General features: G+C 71.1%; 19 protein-coding genes. 18 read left to right on the top strand and 1 reads right to left on the bottom strand.

Annotation, left to right across the window (positions count from 1 at the left end; translation table 11 throughout):
• Positions 1-100 precede the first annotated feature (100 nt).
• Positions 101-1084: a UDP-glucose 4-epimerase GalE gene (galE, locus tag ACFYPN_RS24950; protein WP_389301127.1), complete on the bottom strand. Its 984-nt coding sequence runs from the start codon at positions 1082-1084 to the stop codon at positions 101-103.
• A gap of 397 nt (positions 1085-1481) precedes the next feature.
• Between galE and ACFYPN_RS24945 the strand changes: the two genes are divergently transcribed.
• From ACFYPN_RS24945 to ACFYPN_RS24860, 18 genes are all read left to right on the top strand, one after another.
• Positions 1482-3263: a DUF5941 domain-containing protein gene (locus tag ACFYPN_RS24945; RefSeq protein ID WP_389301252.1), complete on the top strand. Its 1782-nt coding sequence runs from the start codon at positions 1482-1484 to the stop codon at positions 3261-3263.
• The gene (locus ACFYPN_RS24940; RefSeq protein WP_358765423.1) at positions 3260-3994 is read left to right on the top strand and encodes a phosphocholine cytidylyltransferase family protein; all 735 of its coding nucleotides are present in this window, start codon (positions 3260-3262) and stop codon (positions 3992-3994) included. The genes ACFYPN_RS24945 and ACFYPN_RS24940 overlap by 4 nt, the downstream gene beginning before the upstream one ends.
• Positions 3982-5043, top strand: coding sequence for an iron-containing alcohol dehydrogenase family protein (locus ACFYPN_RS24935; RefSeq protein WP_358765425.1), 1062 nt, complete (start codon positions 3982-3984; stop codon positions 5041-5043). The genes ACFYPN_RS24940 and ACFYPN_RS24935 overlap by 13 nt, the downstream gene beginning before the upstream one ends.
• Positions 5021-5800, top strand: a complete 780-nt coding sequence (locus ACFYPN_RS24930; RefSeq protein ID WP_358765427.1) for a CDP-alcohol phosphatidyltransferase family protein — start codon at positions 5021-5023, stop codon at positions 5798-5800. The genes ACFYPN_RS24935 and ACFYPN_RS24930 overlap by 23 nt, the downstream gene beginning before the upstream one ends.
• Positions 5801-5807: 7 nt before the next feature.
• Complete coding sequence (locus ACFYPN_RS24925) at positions 5808-6680, top strand: glycosyltransferase family 2 protein (RefSeq protein ID WP_389301122.1); 873 nt, start codon at positions 5808-5810, stop codon at positions 6678-6680.
• 105 nt (positions 6681-6785) lie between these two features.
• Entirely contained in the window at positions 6786-7715 is a 930-nt protein-coding gene (locus tag ACFYPN_RS24920) for an ABC transporter permease (protein ID WP_358765431.1), read from the top strand.
• The gene (locus ACFYPN_RS24915; RefSeq protein WP_358765433.1) at positions 7708-8493 is read left to right on the top strand and encodes an ABC transporter ATP-binding protein; all 786 of its coding nucleotides are present in this window, start codon (positions 7708-7710) and stop codon (positions 8491-8493) included. The genes ACFYPN_RS24920 and ACFYPN_RS24915 overlap by 8 nt, the downstream gene beginning before the upstream one ends.
• A 432-nt stretch (positions 8494-8925) precedes the next feature.
• Entirely contained in the window at positions 8926-9843 is a 918-nt protein-coding gene (hpnC, locus tag ACFYPN_RS24910) for a squalene synthase HpnC (RefSeq protein ID WP_389301118.1), read from the top strand.
• On the top strand, positions 9840-10793 hold the full coding sequence (hpnD, locus tag ACFYPN_RS24905; RefSeq protein WP_358765437.1) for a presqualene diphosphate synthase HpnD: 954 nt from the start codon (positions 9840-9842) through the stop codon (positions 10791-10793). The genes hpnC and hpnD overlap by 4 nt, the downstream gene beginning before the upstream one ends.
• 100 nt (positions 10794-10893) lie before the next feature.
• Positions 10894-12282, top strand: a complete 1389-nt coding sequence (gene hpnE, locus ACFYPN_RS24900; RefSeq protein ID WP_358765438.1) for a hydroxysqualene dehydroxylase HpnE — start codon at positions 10894-10896, stop codon at positions 12280-12282.
• Positions 12279-13382, top strand: coding sequence for a polyprenyl synthetase family protein (locus ACFYPN_RS24895; RefSeq protein ID WP_358765440.1), 1104 nt, complete (start codon positions 12279-12281; stop codon positions 13380-13382). The genes hpnE and ACFYPN_RS24895 overlap by 4 nt, the downstream gene beginning before the upstream one ends.
• A gap of 104 nt (positions 13383-13486) precedes the next feature.
• Positions 13487-15484 (top strand): squalene--hopene cyclase, encoded by a 1998-nt coding sequence (gene shc / locus ACFYPN_RS24890; protein WP_358765442.1) that lies wholly within the window; start codon positions 13487-13489, stop codon positions 15482-15484.
• Complete coding sequence (locus ACFYPN_RS24885; RefSeq protein WP_358765444.1) at positions 15484-16131, top strand: 1-hydroxy-2-methyl-2-butenyl 4-diphosphate reductase; 648 nt, start codon at positions 15484-15486, stop codon at positions 16129-16131. The genes shc and ACFYPN_RS24885 overlap by 1 nt, the downstream gene beginning before the upstream one ends.
• Positions 16132-16136: 5 nt before the next feature.
• Positions 16137-17156 (top strand): adenosyl-hopene transferase HpnH, encoded by a 1020-nt coding sequence (hpnH, locus tag ACFYPN_RS24880; RefSeq protein WP_358765446.1) that lies wholly within the window; start codon positions 16137-16139, stop codon positions 17154-17156.
• Between the two features lie 79 nt (positions 17157-17235).
• Entirely contained in the window at positions 17236-19209 is a 1974-nt protein-coding gene (gene dxs / locus ACFYPN_RS24875) for a 1-deoxy-D-xylulose-5-phosphate synthase (protein ID WP_358765724.1), read from the top strand.
• Positions 19206-20705: an aspartate aminotransferase family protein gene (locus ACFYPN_RS24870; RefSeq protein WP_358765726.1), complete on the top strand. Its 1500-nt coding sequence runs from the start codon at positions 19206-19208 to the stop codon at positions 20703-20705. Before dxs ends, ACFYPN_RS24870 begins: the two co-directional genes overlap by 4 nt.
• A 75-nt stretch (positions 20706-20780) precedes the next feature.
• On the top strand, positions 20781-21389 hold the full coding sequence (locus ACFYPN_RS24865) for an XRE family transcriptional regulator (protein ID WP_358765728.1): 609 nt from the start codon (positions 20781-20783) through the stop codon (positions 21387-21389).
• Positions 21390-21462: 73 nt separating this feature from the next.
• Positions 21463-21642, top strand: coding sequence for a DUF6126 family protein (locus tag ACFYPN_RS24860; protein ID WP_358765730.1), 180 nt, complete (start codon positions 21463-21465; stop codon positions 21640-21642).
• Positions 21643-21697: the final 55 nt, after the last annotated feature.

The raw sequence follows: 21697 nt of genomic DNA, 5'->3' as shown, positions 1-21697 counted from the left end.
ACACCGTTGTCATCTGCTCTGACCTGCACAAATGTGCGAAGGGTTACTGAGGGCGGTCCGGCAATTCGTCGCGCACCCGCCGGCAATCGCCGGACGGCTCTTAGCGGTGACCCGCCTCCGGGTGGTGCAGCAGCCAGCCCTCCCAGGCGGACTCCACCATCTCGCGCGTCCCCCGCCGCGCCGACCAGCCGAGCTCCTCGGCGATCCGCTCCGCCGACGCCACCGACTTCGCCGCGTCCCCCGCACGGGGGGCCTCCACGACCGGCTCCGAACGGTTCCCGGTCACCTCGGCCACCAGGGAAGCCAACTCGCGCACCGAGACGCCCTCGCCGCGTCCGACGTTCACCGTCAGGTCGCCGGGAACGGCCCGCTCGGCCAGGTGGCGTGCGACCGCCAGGTGCGCCTCGGCGAGGTCGGCGACATGGATGTAGTCCCGGACGCAGGTGCCGTCCGGGGTGGGGTACCCGGCGCCGAAGATACGGGGCGCCTCGCCGCGCGTCAGCCGGTCGAAGAACATCGGGATCACGTTGAAAACGCCGGTGTCCGCGAGGGCCGGCTCGGCGGCGCCCGCCACGTTGAAGTAGCGCAGACAGGCCGTGGACATCCCGTGGGCGCGGCCCGTGGCCCGTACCAGCCACTCGCCGGCGAGCTTGGTCTCGCCGTACGGGCTGATCGGCGCGCAGGGGGTGTCCTCGGTGACCACCTCGGCCTCGGGTACGCCGTACACGGCGGCGGAGGAGGAGAAGACGAAGGAGCGCACGCCCGCCGCGGCGGAGGCCTCCAGCAGGAAGCCCAGCCCGGCGACGTTCTCCCGGTAGTACAGGAGCGGCCGCTCGACCGATTCGTCCACCCGCTTCTTTCCCGCCAGGTGCACCACGCCCGTGACCGCGTGGGCGGCCAGCAGCCGGTCCACCAGCGCGCGGTCCGAGGACGATCCCCGTACCAATTCGATGTCCGCCGGGAGCCGCGCGGCCACGCCCGTGGAGAGGTCGTCGAGTACGACGGCCTTCTCGCCGGAAGCAACCATGGCCTTCGCCACATGCGCCCCGATGTATCCCGCACCGCCAGTGATCAGCCACGTCATGCCGATCAGCCTAAACGGTGTCCCGCCGCCCCCGGTCGGCGTCCGCCACAGGACGAGCCGTCCGACGGCGGGCAGGTCCCGCGGTTCCGGTGGCGGTTCCGGTGGCGGTTCCGTACCGCGGTTTGTCGTGCGGGGGCCCGATCAAGGAAGATGATCACTAAGCGGCGAACAAGGTGCGGGAATGGCCCGAACGGAGCATAAACGGGCAGTGAACTCAACCTTCCGTTCATCCGATAGCCTCTGCCGATGTGCCGCAGCCCCGCGGGCCCCACGGGCCCGCAGGCCGGTTGAGGGCCGCCCCGCGTGCCCGCCCATGCCCGGATCCAAGGAGTGAGTTCGTCTGTCGACCGCCATTCTCACCGGTGTCCCGGTACCCGGGTCGTCGATCGAGGACGACCTGCGCGCCCTCGGCTTCGACGTCCGGTCGGCCGCCGACGCCGGTGAAGCCGCCGCACTCCTCAGGGACGTCCCCGCGGGCCACCGCGTCGCCCTCGTGGACCCCCGCTTCGTCGGCCACGTCCACGCCCTGCGCCTAGGACTCACCGACCCCCGCTTCGCCGCCGCCGGTGTCCCCGGCGCACTGACCGTGCAGCCCGACGCCCGGGCAGCACTGCTGCGCGCGATGGACCGGACCGTCGCGGCGGTCGGCGCCGGACGGCCGGTGGCGGACGGCGGCGTACCGGACCGCACGGAGGACCGCACGGTCCCGGGCCGTATCGCGCTCGCCCTGGAGGCCGGGGGGACGGCCGTGCAGCGCCCCGAACTCGGCTCGCTCACCGCCACCGTCCCCACCACCCCCGAGGAACGGGCCGCCGCCCGGACGGCCGTCGCGGCCGTGGACGACGAGGCGGTACGGCTGCGCAGCGCGGTGAAGGCCCACGACGGCTTCTTCACCACCCACTGCATCAGCCCCTACTCCCGCTACATCGCCCGCTGGTGCGCGCGACGCGGACTCACCCCGAACCAGGTCACCACCGCCTCGCTGATCACCGCGCTCGTCGCGGCCGGCTGCGCGGCGACCGGGACCCGGGCCGGATTCGTGGCCGCCGGACTGCTGCTCCTCTTCTCCTTCGTCCTGGACTGCACCGACGGGCAGCTGGCCCGTTACTCACTGCAGTACTCGACGATGGGCGCGTGGCTCGACGCCACCTTCGACCGTGCCAAGGAGTACGCGTACTACGCGGGCCTCGCGATCGGTGCCTCGCACAGCGGCGGCGGTGACGACGTGTGGGCCCTCGCGCTCGGCGCGATGGTCCTCCAGGCATGCCGGCACGTCGTCGACTTCTCGTTCAACGAGGCCAACCACGACGCTGTCTCCAACACCAGCCCGACCGCCGCCCTCTCCGACCGGCTCGACAGCGTCGGCTGGACGGTCTGGCTGCGCCGGATGATCGTGCTGCCCATCGGCGAGCGCTGGGCCATGATCGCGGTCCTGACAGCGGTCACCACCCCCCGGATCGTCTTCTACGCCCTGCTCGTCGGCTGCTCGCTGGCCGCCTGCTACACCACGGCCGGACGGCTCCTCCGCTCACTCACCCGCAAGGCACGGCGCACCGACCGCGCCGCGCGTGCCCTGGCCGACCTCGCCGACTCCGGCGTCCTCGCCCAGGCGGTGGCGGCTTCCGTGCGCCGCCCGGGCGGCGGCTTCGCCGCGCCGCTGCTGGCCCTGGTGGGCAGCGGCCTGATGATCGCGACGGCCCTCCGCGCACCCTTCGGCAGCTGGTGGCCGGTCGCCGCAGCCGGGGTGTACACGGTCCTCGCGGGGCTCGCCGTCTCACGCCCCCTCAAGGGCGCGCTCGACTGGCTCGTCCCCCCCTTCTTCCGGGCGGCCGAGTACTGCGCGGTGCTGGCCCTGGCGGCCCGCAGCGGTGTGCCGCACGCCGTTCCCGCGGCATTCGGCCTGGTCGCGGCGGTCGCCTACCATCATTACGACACGGTGTACCGGATCCGGGGCGGCACGGGTGCCCCTCCGCAGTGGCTGGTCCGCACCGTCCTCGGGCACGAGGGCCGCACCCTCGTGGCGGCCCTGTTCGCCGCGGTACTCGGCACCCGATCCAGCTTCACCACGGCCCTCACCGCGCTCGCCGTGGCCGTGGCTCTGGTGGTGACCGTGGAATCCATCCGCTTCTGGGTGTCCTCCTCGGCCCCCGCCGTACACGACGAAGGAGAACTCGCATGATCGGCCTCGTGCTGGCAGCCGGTGCAGGACGACGTCTGCGCCCCTACACGGACACCCTCCCCAAGGCACTCGTGCCGGTGGACGGGGAGAAGACCGTGCTCGACCTGACCCTGGCCAACTTCGCCGCGGTCGGTCTCAGCGAGGTCGCGATCGTCGTCGGCTACCGCAAGGAGGCCGTGTACGCCCGCAAGGCCGAGTTCGAGGCCACGTACGGCCTCTCGATCACCCTGGTCGACAACGACAAGGCCGAGGAGTGGAACAACGCCTACTCCCTCTGGTGCGCCCGTGAGGTCCTCAAGCGTGGTGTGATCCTCGCCAACGGCGACACCGTGCACCCCGTGTCCGTCGAGGAGACCCTGCTCGCCGCGCGCGGCGAGGGCCGCCGGATCATCCTCGCCCTCGACACGGTGAAGAGCCTCGCCGACGAGGAGATGAAGGTCATCACCGACGAGAAGGGCGTCTCGCGGATCACCAAGCTGATGGATCCGGCGACGGCCACCGGCGAGTACATCGGGGTGACCCTGATCGAGCCCGAGGCCGCCGAGGAGCTCGCCGACGCCCTGAAGGCGACGTTCGAGCGCGACCCCGACCTCTACTACGAGGACGGTTACCAGGAACTGGTCAACCGCGGCTTCACCGTCGACGTCGCCCCCATCGGCGAGGTGACCTGGGTGGAGATCGACAACCACGCGGACCTCGCGAAGGGCCGTGAGATCGCGTGCCAGTACTGACCCGGCTCATCCCCTCCCCGCTGGTCGTCGACATCCGCCGCGGCGCGATGGACGACCTGGCGGGGGTCCTGCACGACCAGCGGATCTCCACCTCGGGCAAGCTGGCCATCGCGATCAGCGACGGTTCGGGCCGCGCCCTGCAGGAGCGGCTCGCACCGCTGCTGCCCGGAGCGGACTGGTACTCCGTGAGCGACGGCACGATCGACTCCGCGGTACGGCTCGCCAACGGGATCAAGGGCAACCGGTACGACGCCGTGGTCGGTCTCGGCGGCGGCAAGATCATCGACGTGGCGAAGTACGCCGCGGCGCGCGTCGGGCTGCCCCTGGTCGCCGTGGCCACCAACCTCTCGCACGACGGCCTCTGCTCACCGGTCGCCACCCTGGACAACGACAACGGCCGCGGCTCCTACGGTGTGCCCACGCCGATCGCGGTCGTGATCGACCTCGACGTGGTCCGCCGGGCGCCGGCCCGGTACATCCGCTCCGGCATCGGGGACGCCGTCTCCAACATCTCCTCCGTCGCCGACTGGGAACTCTCCCAGCGCGTCAACGGGGAGGAGGTCGACGGGCTCGCCGCCGCCATGGCACGCCAGGCGGGGGAGGCCGTCCTGCGGCACCCCGGTGGTATCGCCGACGACGAATTCCTCAAGGTGCTGGCCGAGGGCCTGGTCCTGACCGGCATCTCGATGGCGGTGGCGGGCGACTCACGCCCCGCCTCCGGGGCGTGCCACGAGATCAACCACGCCTTCGACCTGCTGCACCCCGCCCGCGCCGCCAGCCACGGCGAGCAGGTGGGCCTCGGCGCCTGCTTCGCCATGCATCTGCGCGGTGCCCACGACCAGTCGCAGCAGATGGCCGCCGTCTTCCGCCGCCACGGCCTGCCCGTGCTGCCGGAGGAGATCGGCTTCACCGCCGACGAGTTCGTCGAGGTGGTCGCCTTCGCCCCTCAGACGCGCCCGGGACGTTTCACGATCCTGGAGCACCTCAACCTGTCCACCGATCAGATCAGGGACGCGTACGCCGACTATGCAAAAGCCATCCGTAGCTGAACTCCGTCCGGTCGTGCACCCCCCGGGCGTGAAGGACCGGCGCAGCGGCGAGCACTGGGGGGGCCGGCTCTACATGCGCGAGATCTCCTTGCGCATCGACCGCCACCTGGTGAACACCCGGATCACCCCCAACCAGCTGACCTACGTCATGACCGTCGCGGGCGTGCTCGCCGCGCCGGCCCTGCTCGTCCCCGGCATACCGGGAGCGGTGCTGGGCGTGGTCATGGTCCAGCTCTACCTGCTGCTCGACTGCGTCGACGGTGAGGTGGCGCGCTGGAAGAAGCAGTTCTCGCTGGGCGGGGTCTACCTCGACCGGGTCGGCGCCTACCTCTGCGACGCCGCCGTACTCGTCGGGCTCGGCCTCCGCGCCGCCGACCTGTTCGGCACCGGCCGGATCGACTGGCTCTGGGCGTTCCTCGGCACCCTCGCCGCCCTCGGCGCCATCATGATCAAGGCGGAGACCGACCTCGTCGGAGTGGCACGCCACCAGGGCGGGCTGCCGCCCGTCAAGGAGTCCGCGTCCGAGCCCCGCTCGTCCGGCATGGCGTTCGCACGCCGGGCCGCCGGAGCCCTCAAGTTCCACCGCCTGATCCTCGGCGTCGAGGCGTCCCTCGTCGTGCTCGCCGCCGCCATCGCGGACATGATCAGGGACGACCTCTTCTTCACCCGCCTCGCGGTCGCGGTCCTCGCGGGCATCGCCGTGCTCCAGACCGTCCTGCACCTGGTGTCGATCCTGGCCTCCAGCCGTCTGAAGTGAGTACTCCATGAAACTCGGCGCGGTCATCATCACCATGGGCAACCGGCCCGTGGAGCTGCGCGCCCTCCTCGATTCGGTCGCCGCCCAGGACGGCGACCGGATCGAGGTCGTGGTGGTCGGCAACGGTGCCCCCGTACCGGATGTCCCCGAAGGCGTCCGGACCGTGGAACTGCCCGAGAACCTCGGCATCCCCGGAGGCCGCAACGTCGGCATCGAGGCATTCGGCCCCGACGGCACCGACGTGGACGTGCTGCTCTTCCTCGACGACGACGGCCGCCTCCCGAGGACCGACACCGCCGAGCTGTGCCGCCGGGCGTTCGAAGCGGACCCGGAACTGGGCATCATCAGCTTCCGCATCGCCGACCCCGAAACCGGCGCCACCCAGCGACGGCACGTTCCCCGGCTGCGCGCCTCGGACCCGATGCACTCCTCCCGGGTGACGACCTTCCTCGGCGGCGCCAACGCGGTACGCACCGCCGTGCTCGCCCAGGTCGGCGGATTGCCCGACGCGTTCTTCTACGCCCATGAGGAGACCGACCTCGCCTGGCGGGCGCTCGACGCGGGGTGGCTGATCGACTACCGCGCGGACATGGTGCTCGACCATCCGGCCACCGCCCCCTCCCGGCACGCCGTCTACCACCGGATGGTAGCCCGTAACCGTGTCTGGCTCGCGCGGCGCAATCTCCCCGCCCCGCTGGTCCCGGTCTACCTGGGCACGTGGGTGGTGCTCACGCTGGTGCGGCGCCCGTCGGTGCCCGCCCTCAAGGCGTGGTTCGGCGGTTTCCGTGAAGGGTGGGCGACACCCTGCGGTCCCCGGCGCCCCATGAGGTGGCGCACGGTCTGGCGGCTGACGAAGCTGGGCCGTCCCCCGGTGATCTGACCGGCTCTGAGACCATGGGAGCCGTATGCATTCCTTTCCGGGTCCTGTCCCCCTGCGCCGCGCTCCTTCACCGGCCGCGTGGATCGAAGACGAGAGTTTCCATCTGTGAGTGACACAACGCATGACGGGCGGGTCGCCATGAGCACCCCGCCGTCGGCCGACGAGGGGCTGAGCCCGGCGCAGCTGGCCGAAAAATACGGCCTGACCGTGAGCGGCGCCCGGCCCGGGCTGACCGCCTACGTCCGCCAGCTCTGGGGCCGTCGCCACTTCATCATGGCGTTCTCCCGGGCGAAGCTGACCGCCCAGTACAGCCAGGCCAAGCTCGGCCAGGTGTGGCAGGTGGCCACTCCGCTGCTGAACGCGCTGGTCTACTACCTGATCTTCGGCCTGATCCTCGGCACACGGAAGGGCATGAGCCAGGACGTCTTCATCCCGTTCCTGGTGACGGGAGTCTTCGTCTTCACGTTCACCCAGAGCTCGGTCATGGCGGGCGTCCGCGCGATCTCCGGCAACCTCGGCCTGGTGCGGGCCCTGCACTTCCCCCGCGCCTCGCTGCCGATCTCGTTCTCCCTCCAGCAGCTCCAGCAGCTGCTGTTCTCGATGGTCGTGCTGGTGGCGGTCGCCGTGGCGTTCGGCAGCTACCCGACCCTCTCGTGGCTGCTGGTGATCCCCGCCCTGGTCCTCCAGTTCTGCTTCAACACCGGCCTCGCGCTGGTCATGGCCCGGCTCGGGAGCAAGACCCCCGACCTGGCGCAGTTGATGCCCTTCGTGATGCGCACCTGGATGTACGCGTCCGGCGTCATGTTCTCCATCACGGTGATGCTCCAGGACAAGCCGCAGTGGATCGCCAACGTGCTCCAGTACAACCCGGCGGCCGTCTACATGGACCTGGTCCGCTTCGCCCTCATCGACGGCTACGGCGCGGAGAACCTCCCGGCCCACGTCTGGGCCGTCGCCACCGCCTGGGCGCTCGTCGTGGGCGCGCTGGGCTTCGTGTACTTCTGGAAGGCAGAGGAACGGTACGGCCGTGGCTGACGACAACACTCAGGGGCGCGTCCCCACCGTCATCGCGGACGGCGTCCACATCGTCTACCGCGTCAACGGCGGAGGCGGCGGCAGGGGCAGTGCGACCGCCGCCCTCAGCCGCATGGTCCGCCGCGGCAAGGGCGAACCCCGCGGAGTCCGCAAGGTCCACGCCGTGCGCGGCGTCAGCTTCACCGCTTACCGGGGTGAGGCCATCGGTCTCATCGGCACCAACGGCTCCGGCAAGTCGACGCTGCTGCGCGCCATCGCCGGTCTGCTGCCGACCGAGAAGGGCCGGGTCTACACGGACGGCCAGCCGTCGCTCCTGGGCGTGAACGCCGCCCTGATGAACGACCTCACCGGCGAGCGCAACGTCGTGCTCGGCGGACTCGCCATGGGGATGACCCGTGAGGAGATCCGCTCCCGGTACGACGGCATCGTGGACTTCTCCGGGATCAACGAGAAGGGCGACTTCATCACCCTTCCGATGCGGACCTACTCCTCGGGCATGGCGGCCCGTCTGCGGTTCTCCATCGCGGCGGCCAAGAACCACGACGTCCTCATGATCGACGAGGCGCTGGCGACCGGTGACCGGAAGTTCCGGGTCCGTTCCGAGGAACGCATCCGCGAGCTGCGCAAGGAGGCCGGCACGGTCTTCCTGGTCAGCCACAACAACGGGTCGATCCGCGACACCTGCGACCGGGTCCTGTGGCTGGAAAAGGGCGAGCTCCTGATGGACGGGCCGACGGACGAGGTCATCCGGGCCTACGAGCGGGAGACCGGCAAGTAAGGGCTGTCGACGGTCGCGGGCCGGACACCGCGGGTGACGCAGGGCGAAACGCTTCGCCCGGTGGATGCCCGGGGTGTCCGGCCCGTCCGCCTGTGGTGGTAGCCGCGGACCGCTTCTCCACCTGGCGGACGATGCCAAGTGTCCGGGCCCCGTGGAAGGTTGGACGTCCGGGGGTCCGGCACGACGGCGTGCAACACCCGGCCGGAGCCGTCGCAGCCGTACAACGTAAGCTGTACCGGTGCTGATTCGCGGCAAGTGTGCCGATACGCCCACAGCACGTGACCAGGGTGCGCCGGGGCACTCGGGAGGCCGGGCGGCGTGTCCGAAAAGGGATGTTTTGGGTCAGCAGTGTAGAACGGGAGATGTGACGGCAATGACGGACAATCTCCAGCTCCGACGTGGTTTCGCCGTCCCCGCGCCGGGCGGTACGACGTGACCCGTACCCATCGGACGACCCCGATCGCCACGCTCGACAAGGCCGCGGACGAGAACTTCCCCGTGGCTCCCTTCTTTCTGCCCCGAGCCTGGCGCGACGACCTGATGGCGGTCTACGGATTCGCCCGGCTCGTCGACGACATCGGCGACGGCGACCTCGCTCCCGGCGGCGCCGACGCCCGGCACCTCGGTCTGGAGCCGGGAACGGCCGACGACGCCGACGACCGCCTCGCCATGCTCGACGCCTTCGAGGCCGACCTGCACCGCGTCTTCTCCACCGACGGGGAGGACCCGCGCCACCCCCTGCTGCGCGCGCTGCGGCCCACCGTGCGGCGTCGCGCGCTCACCCCCGAGCCGTTCCTCGGACTGATCGAGGCCAACCGGCAGGACCAGAAGGTCCGCCGCTACGCGACCTGGGACGAACTCCTCGCGTACTGCGAACTCTCCGCCAACCCGGTCGGCAGGCTGGTCCTCGCCCTCACCGGAACCACCAGTCCGGAGCGGGTGCGCCGCTCGGACGCCGTCTGCACCGCGCTGCAGATCGCCGAGCACCTCCAGGACGTCACCGAGGACCTCGGGCGCGACCGGATCTACCTGCCCGCCGACGACATGGCGCGCTTCCACGTGACCGAGGCCGACCTGGCCGCTCCGACCGCCGGCGCGTCGGTGCGCGCCCTGATCGCGTACGAGGCGGCCCGCGCCCGGGAGCTGCTCGACGAAGGCACCCCCCTGGTGGGGAGCGTCCGGGGCAGGCTCCGCCTGCTGCTCGCCGGATTCGTCGCCGGAGGGCGGGCCGCCCTCGACGCGATCACGGCGGCCGGCTTCGACGTACTGCCCGGACCGCCCAAGCCCACGAAGCCCAGCCTGCTGCGCGAAGTGGGAGTTGTCTTGCGAAGTGCGCGAAGAGAGGGATGACTCCGAAAGTGGAGGGACAGACGACGTCCATGTCGGCACCGGTAGCGGCGGCATACAGCTACTGCGAGGCCGTCACGGGTCAGCAGGCACGTAACTTCGCCTATGGCATCCGGCTGCTGCCGTCCGAGAAGCGGCAGGCGATGTCCGCGCTGTACGCCTTCTCCCGCCGCGTCGACGACATCGGCGACGGCGAACTCGACCCCGGGACGAAGAAGACACGGCTGGAGGCCACCCGCGAACTGCTCGGCAGGGTCCGCGACGGCAAGGTCGAGGAGGACGACACCGACCCGGTCGCCGTCGCGCTCGCCGACGCCGCGCGGCGCTTCCCGCTGCCGCTGGGCGGACTCGACGAGCTGATCGACGGCGTGCTGATGGACGTGCGCGGAGCGACGTACGAGACCTGGGACGACCTGAAGACCTACTGCCGCTGCGTCGCCGGAGCCATCGGCCGCCTCAGCCTCGGGGTCTTCGGCACCGAGCCCGGCGCTCCCGGAGCCGACCGCGCCGGGGAGTACGCCGACACCCTCGGGCTCGCCCTCCAGCTCACCAACATCCTGCGCGACGTGCGCGAGGACGCCGGTAACGGCCGCACCTACCTCCCGGCCGACGACCTCGCCAAGTTCGGCTGCTCCGAGGGATTCCACCGGGCAACCCCGCCGGCCGGGTCCGATTTCGCGGGCCTCGTCCACTTCGAGGTCCGCCGGGCCCGCGCGCTCTTCGCCGAGGGGTACCGGCTGCTGCCCATGCTGGACCGTCGCAGCGGAGCCTGCGTCGCCGCGATGGCCGGGATCTACCGCCGCCTGCTGGACCGCATCGAGCGCGACCCCGGGGCCGTCCTGCGCGGCCGGGTCTCCCTGCCCGGTCACGAGAAGGCGTACGTGGCGGTCCGCGGTCTCTCCGGACTCGACGCGCGTCACGTCTCGCGCCTGACGAGGACGGGCCGCCCGTGACCCATTGCGGCGGGCCCGTGTACCGGGCAACCTTCCACTGGCCGACGGCGTCCCTCCCTGGGACGCTTCTGTGGTCGAGGACCCGACGGGAGGGCGAGGCATGACCGGCACCGCACCGCTGCCCGCGCGCGCCGTCGTCGTCGGCGGCGGCCTCGCGGGCATCACCTCCGCCCTCCGGCTCGCCGACGCGGGGCTCGACGTGACCCTCCTCGAAGGGCGCCCCCGCCTCGGCGGTCTCGCCTTCTCCTTCCGCCGCGGCGACCTGACGGTCGACAACGGGCAGCACGTCTACCTGCGCTGCTGCACCGAATACCGCTGGTTCCTGGACCGGATCGGCGCGGCCCGCCTCGCCCCGCTCCAGGACCGCCTCGACGTACCCGTGCTCGACGTGGGCCGGCCCGCCGGGCCCCGCCTCGGGCGGCTCCGGCGTACCAACCTGCCCGTACCGCTGCACCTCGCGGGCGGGCTGGCGGCCTACCCGCACCTCTCGCTCGCCGAGAAGGCGGGCGTGGGCCGGGCCGCACTCGCGCTCGGCCGACTGGACCCGGCCGACCCCGCGCTGGACGCCGTCAGCTTCGCCGACTGGCTGCGCCGGTACGGCCAGTCCCCGAGGGCCGTCGAAGCCCTGTGGGACCTCGTCGGGGTCGCCACCCTGAACGCGACCGCCGAGAACGCCTCCATGGCGCTCGCCGCGACGGTCTTCAAAACCGGCCTGCTCTCCGAGCCGGGCGCCGCCGACATCGGGTGGGCCGCCGTGCCGCTCGGCGAACTCCACGACACCCTCGCCCGCAAGGCCCTCGACGCCGCCGGCGTACGCACGGAACTGCGTGCCAAGGTCACCTCGCTCACCAGGGCCGAGGACGGCATCTGGGCCGTGGAGACCGCGGGCGAACGGATCGGGGCCGACGCCGTCGTCCTCGCCCTCCCGCAGCGGGAGACCCACGCGCTGCTGCCCGCCGGAGCCATCGAGGACCAGGACCGGCTGCTCGCCATCGAGGACGCCCCCATCCTCAACGTCCACGTCGTCTACGACCGCAAGGTCCTGCGCCGGCCCTTCTTCGCCGCGCTCGGCTCGCCGGTCCAGTGGGTCTTCGACCGCACCGAACCCTCGGGGCTCCGAGGCGGCGGTCAGTACGTCGCGCTCTCGCAGTCGGCCGCCCAGGACGAGATCGACCTGCCCGTCGCCGAACTGCGCGCCCGATACCTGCCCGAACTGGAGCGCCTCTTCCCCGCGGCGAAGGGGGCGGGGGTCCGCGACTTCTTCGTCACCCGCGAGCGCACCGCGACCTTCGCGCCGACCCCCGGCACCGGCCGGCTCCGGCCCGGAGCCCGGACGAGACTGCCGGGCCTCGCCCTCGCGGGCGCGTGGACGGCGACCGGATGGCCCGCCACCATGGAGGGCGCCGTCCGCAGCGGAACCACCGCCGCCACAGCAGCGCTCCAGGGGCTCAGGAGCCCTCACGAACATCCGCTGCAGGAGGCGGCATGAGCAGTACCACCGGAACAAGAGGAGAGTCAGTGACCCCGGCGAATCCGGCTTTCGACACCGTGGCGGACACCACGGACGTCACCGCGCTTCTGGAGCGCGGACGGGCCCTGTCAGCGCCGGTGCTGCGGGCTGCCGTGGACCGGCTCGCGCCGCCCATGGACACCGTGGCGGCCTACCACTTCGGCTGGATCGACGCCGAGGGACAGCCCGCGGCGGGAGACGGTGGCAAGGCCGTGCGCCCCGCGCTCGCGCTGCTGTCGGCCGAGGCGGCCGGCGCACCCGCCGAGGCCGGTATCCCCGGCGCGGTGGCGGTCGAACTCGTGCACAACTTCTCGCTGCTGCACGACGACCTGATGGACGGCGACGAGCAGCGCCGCCACCGCGACACCGTCTGGAAGGTGCACGGCCCGGCCCAGGCGATCCTCGTCGGCGACGCGCTGTTCGCGCTGGCCAACGAACTCCTCCTGGAGCTCGGCACCGTCGAGGCGGGGCGCGCGGCCCGCCGCCTGACCACCGCCACCCGCAAGCTCATCGACGGCCAGGCGCAGGACATCTCCTACGAGCACCGCGAGCGGGTCACCGTCGAGGAATGCCTGGAGATGGAGGGCAACAAGACCGGCGCCCTCCTCGCCTGCGCCGTCTCCATCGGCGCGGTGCTCGGCGGGGCGGACGACCGCACCGCCGACACCCTGGAGTCCTACGGCTACCACCTGGGCCTCGCCTTCCAGGCCGTCGACGACCTGCTCGGCATCTGGGGCGACCCGGAGTCCACCGGCAAGCAGACCTGGAGCGACCTGCGCCAGCGCAAGAAGTCACTGCCGGTGGTCGCCGCCCTCGCGGCCGGCGGCCCGGCCTCCGAGCGGCTCGGCGCACTGCTGTCCGCCGACGCCAAGAGCAATGATTTCGACAGCTTCTCCGAGGAGGAGTTCGCCGCCCGCGCGGCACTCATCGAGGAGGCGGGCGGCCGCGAGTGGACCGCCCAGGAAGCCCGCCGTCAGCACGCCGTCGCCATCGAGGCGCTGCACGGCGTCGACATGCCGGAGGAAGTACGGGCGCAGCTCACCGCGCTCGCCGATTTCGTCGTCGTCCGAAAGAGATGATCACCATTCGCATATGACTCGCAGTCGCCGGCCGGTGTCCCTCGGGGCACCGGCCGACGGAGACCCCAGCACAGCAGAGGACCGAACTGCACGAAGGGGAAGCCATGACAGCGACGACCGACGGAAGCACCGGGGCTGCGCACCCTCGCACGGTCCCGGGCGATCCGACCGACACAACCAGCACGGCGGACGACGTACTGGACGCCGCCCGGCGGGCCGCGGAACGCGCCGTCGAGCATCTCCTCGGCAGACAGGACGAGCAGGGCTGGTGGAAGGGCGACCTGGCCACCAACGTCACCATGGACGCGGAAGACCTGCTGCTCCGTCAGTTCCTCGGCATCCAGGACCCCGGCATCCTTGAGGCCGCCGCGCTCTTCGTCCGCGGCGAACAGCTCGCCGACGGCACCTGGGCCACCTTCTACGGCGGCCCGAGCGACCTCTCCGCCACCATCGAGGCGTACGTGGCGCTGCGGCTGGCCGGCGACCGGCCGGAAGAGCCGCACATGGCCACGGCCGCGGCCTGGGTACGGGACCAGGGCGGCATCGCCGCCTCCCGCGTGTTCACCCGGATCTGGCTCGCCCTCTTCGGCTGGTGGAAGTGGGACGACCTCCCGCAGCTGCCACCCGAGCTGATGTTCTTTCCTTCCTGGGTTCCTCTCAATATCTATGACTTCGGCTGCTGGGCCCGCCAGACCATTGTTCCGCTGACCATCGTCTCGGCGAAGCGGCCCGTACGGCCCGCTCCCTTCTCCCTCGACGAACTGCACACCGACCCGTCCCGGCCCAACCCGCCCGTGCGCATGGCCTCACCGGTGAGCTGGGACGGCGTGTTCCAGCGGCTGGACAAGGCGCTTCACCTCTACCACCGGGTCGCGCCGCGACGGCTGCGCCGGATCGCGATGAACGCCGCCGCACGGTGGATCATCGAGCGTCAGGAGAGCGACGGCTGCTGGGGCGGGATCCAGCCCCCAGCCGTGTACTCCGTGATCGCCCTCCATCTGCTCGGCTACGACCTCGACCACCCGGTGATGCGCGCGGGGCTCGCCTCGCTGGACCGGTTCGCCGTACACCGCCCCGACGGCGCCCGCATGATCGAGGCGTGTCAGTCCCCCGTGTGGGACACCTGCCTGGCCACCGTCGCCCTGGCCGACGCCGGGCTCTGTGCGGACCACCCGGCGCTGGTCAAGGCGGCCGACTGGATGCTGGCCGAGGAGATCGTGCGACCGGGGGACTGGTCCGTGCGCAGGCCTCAACTCCCGCCGGGCGGATGGGCGTTCGAGTTCCACAATGACAACTACCCGGACATCGACGACACCGCCGAGGTCGTTCTCGCGCTGCGCCGGGTCCGTCACCCCGAACCCGCCAGGGTCGAGGCCGCCATCGAGCGCGGCGTCCGCTGGACGGTCGGCATGCAGTCGCGCGGGGGAGCCTGGGGCGCCTTCGACGCGGACAACACCAGCCCGCTCCCCAACAGGCTGCCGTTCTGCGACTTCGGCGAGGTGATCGACCCGCCCTCCGCCGACGTCACCGGTCACGTCGTGGAGATGATGGCCTACGAGGGGCGTGCCGACGATCCGAGCGTCCGCCGCGGCGTGGACTGGCTCCTCGCCGAACAGGACGCGAGCGGGGCATGGTTCGGCCGCTGGGGTGTCAACTACGTCTACGGGACCGGGTCGGTGGTGCCCGCACTGGTCGCCGCCGGGCTGCCCGCCTCCCATCCCGCCGTCCGCAGGGCCGTGCGCTGGCTGGAGTCCGTCCAGAACGACGACGGCGGCTGGGGCGAGGACCTGCGCTCCTACCAGGACAGCAAGTGGATCGGCCGGGGTGAGTCGACGGCCTCACAGACCGCCTGGGCCCTGCTCGCCCTGCTGGCCGCCGGAGAGCGCGACACCCCCGCCGCCACCAGGGGGATCACCTTCCTCACCCGGACCCAGCAGGAGGACGGGTCGTGGGACGAGCCGTACTTCACCGGGACCGGCTTCCCCTGGGACTTCTCCATCAACTACGGCCTCTACCGTCAGGTCTTCCCCCTCACCGCGCTCGGGCGCTACGTGCACGGTGACCCGCTCGCGGCCCGGGTCGCGAGCGGGGCGGGAATCTGATGGGCGGGCCGCGGCCCCCCGGCGGGCCACCGGCTCCGCTGCTCGTCGCCTGTGCGCTCCGCATCGAGCAGTTCGCCCTGCGCAGCGGCCCGCGCGGCGGAAGTCCCGTCACCGTCCTCAGGACGGGGATGGGACCGAAGGCGGCCGAGACCGCGCTCGGTCGTGCCCTGGTCCGGGAGGAGATGCGCGACGCCGCCGTCGTGGCCTCCGGGTTCTGCGCCGGCCTCGCGCCCGGGATGCACCCGGGCGATCTGGTCGTCGCCGAGGAGACCAGGTCCGCGCAGGGGAGCACCGCCTGCGACGGCGTATCCGTGCTGGTCGACGCGGTGTCCCGGCTCTTTCCCGGCCGGACCGTGCACACCGGCCCCCTGACCGGCTCCGACCGCGTCGTGAGGGGCGCCGAGCGCGCCGCCCTCGCGGCGACCGGGGCCATCGCCGTGGACATGGAGTCCGCGGCGACTCTCTGTACCGCTCTGCGTCATGGACCACGCCCGGTTGCAGCCGTACGGGTGGTCGTGGACGCTCCAGAGCATGAGCTCGTCCGGGTTGCCACGGTACGCGGTGGAATATCGGCTTTCCGCGTTCTTCGTGCCGTCCTGCCGGCTTTTCATGAATGGCACCGATCTTTGTTGCTCCCCCGGAGGTGAGCCAGATGGCCATGCCGCTCCGCCAAACCATCAAGGTGGCGACGTACCTTGCCGAACAGAAGATCCGCAAGCGTGAGAAGTTTCCGCTGATCGTCGAGCTGGAGCCCCTGTTCGCCTGCAACCTCGCCTGCGAGGGCTGCGGGAAGATCCAGCACCCCGCCGGAGTGCTCAAGCAGCGCATGCCGGTCGCCCAGGCAGTCGGTGCCGTACTCGAATCGGGTGCCCCGATGGTCTCCATCGCTGGTGGAGAACCGTTGATGCACCCTCAGATCGACGAGATCGTCCGGCAGTTGGTGGCCAAGAAGAAGTACGTGTTCCTCTGCACCAATGCCATGCTGCTGCGCAAGAAGATCGAGAAGTTCACCCCCTCCCCGTATTTCGCCTTCGCGGTCCACATCGACGGGCTGCGCGAGCGGCACGACGAATCCGTGGCCAAGGAAGGCGTGTTCGACGAGGCGGTCGAGGCGATCAAGGAAGCCAAGAGACGAGGCTTCCGGGTCACCACCAACTCCACCTTCTTCAACACCGACACCCCGCAGACCATCATCGAGGTACTCAACTACCTCAACGACGACCTTCGGGTCGACGAGATGATGATCTCCCCGGCGTACGCCTACGAGAAGGCCCCCGACCAGGAGCACTTCCTCGGGGTGGAACAGACCCGCGAACTCTTCAAGAAGACGTTCGCGGGTGGCAACCGGGCCCGCTGGCGCCTCAACCACTCACCGCTCTTCCTCGACTTCCTGGAGGGCAAGGCGGACTTCCCCTGCACCGCTTGGGCCATCCCGAACTACTCCCTCTTCGGCTGGCAGCGCCCCTGCTACCTGATGAGCGACGGGTACGTTCCCACGTACCGGCAGCTCATCGAGGAGACCGACTGGGACAAGTACGGCCGCGGCAAGGACCCGCGCTGCGCCAACTGCATGGCGCACTGCGGGTACGAACCCACCGCCGTGCTCGCCACGATGGGATCGCTCAAGGAATCGCTGCGCGCGGCCCGGGAGACGGTCACGGGCAACCGGTAATCCGGGGAGGGCGGTCACGGCCGGGCACACCGGCCGTGACCGCCCTCCTTCCACCAGGAACCGACGAGGGAGCACGTACGTGACCTTGCTGGAATCCATCGGGGGACCACGGGACCTCGCACCGCTCGGCGGACCGCAACTGCCCGAACTCGCCGCGGACATCAGGACGTTCCTCGTGCAGGCGGTGTCCCGCAGCGGCGGGCACCTCGGTCCCAACCTCGGCGTCGTGGAACTCACCATCGCCCTGCACCGCGTCTTCGACTCGCCCCGCGACCGTATCCTGTGGGACACCGGCCACCAGAGCTATGTGCACAAGCTCCTCACCGGCCGCCAGGACTTCTCCAAGCTGCGGAGCAAGGGCGGCCTCTCGGGCTACCCCTCCCGCGCCGAGTCCGAGCACGACGTCATCGAGAACTCGCACGCCTCCACCGCGCTCGGCTGGGCGGACGGCCTCGCCAAGGCCAACGAACTGCTCGGCAGGGACGATCACGTCGTCGCCGTCGTCGGGGACGGCGCACTCACCGGCGGCATGGCCTGGGAGGCGCTGAACAACATCGCCGCCGCCAAGGACCGTCCCCTGATCGTGGTGGTGAACGACAACACCCGCTCGTACTCCCCGACGATCGGCGGCCTCGCCGACCACCTCGCCACGCTCCGCACCACCGACGGCTACGAGCGCTTCCTCGCCCGGTGCAGGGAACTCCTGGAACGCACCCCCGTCGTCGGACAGCCGCTCTACGGCTCCCTGCACGGCGCCAAGAAGGGGTTCAAGGACACCTTCGCCCCGCAGGGGCTCTTCGAGGACCTCGGCCTCAAGTACGTCGGACCGGTCGACGGCCACGACATCGCTGCCGTCGAGTCGGCCCTGGTACGGGCCAAGCACTTCGGGGGGCCCGTCCTCGTCCACTGCATCACCGAGAAGGGCCGCGGCTACACCCCCGCCCTGAGGGACGAGGCCGACCGCTTCCACGCCGTGACGGCGATGGATCCGCTGACCTGCCTCCCGCTGACCGCGCCCGCCGGACCCTCGTGGACCGCGGTCTTCGGCGAGGAGCTCGCCCGGATCGGCGCCGAGCGCCCCGACGTGGTCGCCCTCACCGCCGCCATGCTCCATCCCGTCGGCCTCACCGCCTTCGCCGCGGCCTTCCCGGACCGGGTCGTGGACGTGGGCATCGCCGAGCAGCACGCCGTGGTCTCCGCCGCCGGCATGGCCGCCGGAGGACTGCACCCCGTCGTCGCCGTCTACGCCACCTTCCTCAACCGGGCCTTCGACCAGGTGCTGATGGACGTGGCCCTGCACCGCAGCGGCGTGACGTTCGTGCTGGACCGGGCCGGCGTCACCGGCACGGACGGCCCCTCCCACAACGGCATGTGGGACCTGTCGGTGCTCCAGGTCGTGCCGGGACTGCGGATCGCCGCCCCGCGCGACGCCGACCAGCTCAGAGCGCAGCTCCGCGAGGCCGTCGACGTCCCGGACGCCCCCACCGTCGTCAGGTTCCCCAAGGCAGCGGTGGGGGAAGCGGTCCCGGCCGTGGCGCGCCTCGGTGCCATGGACGTCCTGCACCGGGGCGAGCGCCCCGACGTGCTGCTGGTGGCGGTCGGGGTGATGGCCCCGGTCTGCCTGCGCACCGCGGACCTCCTGAAGGGTTCGGGGATCGGCTGCACCGTCGTCGACCCGCGGTGGGTCAGACCGGTCGACGAGCAGCTCGCCCCCCTCGCTTCCGGCCACCGGTTGGTCGCCGTCGTGGAGGACAACTGCCGTACCGGAGGCGTCGGCTGGGCGGTCGGGCAGGCCCTGAGGGACGCGGGCGTGGACGTACCGCTGCGGACCTTCGGAATTCCCGAGGAGTTCCTCGCCCATGCCCGACGGGACGAGGTGCTCGCCGACATCGGGCTGACCCCGGTGGAGATCGCGGGCAGGATCCAAACGGCGCTGTCCGGCGGGGAGGCGGCGGGAGGCGTGGCGCCACCACTGCGTGCGGTGCGGGGCGGGAACGGTGAGGAACGGGAACGAGTGGCGCACGGAGCCAAGAAGGAGACGGGCGGAGAATGATGGACGACAGGGCGGTCGGCGCAGACATCGCAGAGAACGCGGAGAACGCAGACATCGCGGAGAACGCGGAGAACGCAAAGAGCACGGAGAACGCAGAGAGCACGGACGTCGCCCCGAAGGGGTTCGACCTCGCGACCCTGCTCGCGGAGCGCGGTTCCGAACGCTACGAACTGCACACGCGCCATCTCAACCACCAGCTGCCGCGCATGCTGCACACCATCGGCTTTGACAGGGTCTACGAACGGGCCGAGGGCGCCTACTTCTGGGACGCGGACGGCGAGGACTACCTCGACATGCTCGCCGGATTCGGCGTGATGGGCCTCGGGCGCCACCACCCGGTTGTCCGCAAGGCACTGCACGACGTGCTCGACGCCTCCCTCGCCGACCTCACCCGCTTCGACTGCCAGCCGCTGCCCGGCCTGCTCGCCGAGAAGCTCCTCGCCCACAGCCCCCACCTCGACCGGGTCTTCTTCGGCAACAGCGGCACCGAGGCCGTCGAGACCGCGCTCAAGTTCGCCCGGTACGCGACCGGGAAACCACGCGTCCTCTACTGCGCCCACGCCTTCCACGGCCTCACCACCGGCTCGCTCTCGGTCAACGGAGAGGACGGCTTCCGCGACGGCTTCGCCCCGCTGCTCCCGGACACCGCCATCGCCCTCGGTGATCTCGACGCGCTGCGCCGCGAACTCAAGCGGGGTGACGTGGCGGCGCTGGTCGTCGAGCCCATCCAGGGCAAGGGCGTGCACGCGGCGCCGCCCGGTTTCCTGCGTGAGGCCCAGGAGCTCCTGCACCGGCACAAGGCGCTGCTGATCGTGGACGAGGTGCAGACCGGTCTCGGGCGGACCGGCGACTTCTACGCCTACCAGCACGAGGACGGCGTCGAGCCCGACCTGGTCTGCGTCGCCAAGGCGCTTTCCGGCGGTTACGTGCCGGTCGGAGCCACCATCGGGAAGGACTGGATCTTCAAGAAGGTCTACTCCTCCATGGACCGTGTGCTCGTCCACTCGGCGAGCTTCGGTTCGAACGCCCAGGCCATGGCGGCAGGGCTCGCCGTCCTCTCGGTGATGGAGGACCAGGAGATCGTCGCCCACGCCCGGCGTACCGGCGACCTGCTGCGCGAGCGGCTCGCCGCCCTGGTCGACCGGTATGAGCTGCTGCACGAGGTGCGCGGGCGCGGGCTGATGATCGGCATCGAGTTCGGACGGCCGTCGTCGATCAAACTGCGCGGCCGGTGGACGATGCTCCAGGCCGCCCGCAAGGGGCTCTTCGCCCAGATGGTTGTCGTACCGTTGCTCCAGAAGCATCGGATTCTGACCCAGGTGTCCGGGGATCACCTTGAGGTGATCAAGTTGATTCCGCCACTGATCATCGGCGAGCCCGAGATCGACCGGTTCGTGACGGCTTTCGAGTCGGTCATGGATGACGCTCACAGCGGAGGCGGCCTGATGTGGGACTTCGGGCGCACGCTGGTGAAGCAGGCGGTCGCCCATCGGTGATCGCCTGCCTCCCCCTGCTCTTGCCTCTGAGGCAAGAAATTTGCCTCAGAGGAAAACCGGTGGCGCAATGGAGGCATGAATCCTCCTGACGGAGGGGTGGCCGACGACCTCCCCGGCGTCGCTCCCCGCCTGCGCGAACTGCGCCGGAGCCGTGGCCTCACCCTGGAGGCCGCCGCGCAGCGCGCGGGACTCTCCCCGGCCCATCTCTCCCGGCTGGAGACGGGAAACCGTCAGCCCTCGCTGCCGGTGCTCCTGGGTCTCGCCAGGATTTACGGTACGACCGTGTCCGAGCTCCTCGGCGAGATCCCCCCGGAACGCGACGCGATCGTGCGGGGCGGCCGGTTCGACGGACCCGAGGCAGACGGTTGGATGTACCGCAGGGCCGGCGGCCCGGGCCGTGCCATGCAGGCCCTGCGTGTACGCGTCCCGTACGGCGCCCAGGGCGACTTGGTGCGCGTCCACCCGGGGGAGGAGTGGCTCTACGTCCTCGAAGGGCGGCTCCGCCTCACCCTCGGCGAATCCGCGCATGAACTCGGGCCCGGGGACAGCGCCCACTTCGACTCGCTCACCCCGCACCGGATCGCGGCTGCCGGGCCGGAGGGCGCCGAGCTGATCTTCGTACACACCCTGTTGCAGAGCCCCGCCGCCGAGCTGTGCCTCGGCGACGGGACCCGCCGGCGCTGACCGCGCCCGGCACCCTGGCGCCGAGCCCATTCCACGAACGCCCCGACCCGGGCGTTCGGCAGAGAGGACCGTCATGTCCGATTCGGAGCACTACGACCCGCTGACCCCCCGGCAGACCGGCGAGGTCCGGGACACCCAGGAGCGGAAGATGCCGCGCGGGATGGTCATCCGGCTCGTCGCCTACCTGGTGGCCGGGCACGTCGTCGCGGCCTTCCTCTACATCCTGTTCGCCGTCGCCGGCGGCAACCGGTAGCGGGTCCCGCTCACGCCGGGGCGGCCCCACGGCGACGGTCCCGACTCGCCGCTGC

The sequence above is a fragment of the Streptomyces sp. NPDC005576 genome, assembly GCF_042871745.1.
GTDB lineage: Bacteria > Actinomycetota > Actinomycetes > Streptomycetales > Streptomycetaceae > Streptomyces.
This window is presented reverse-complemented; position numbering and strand designations above follow the sequence as displayed.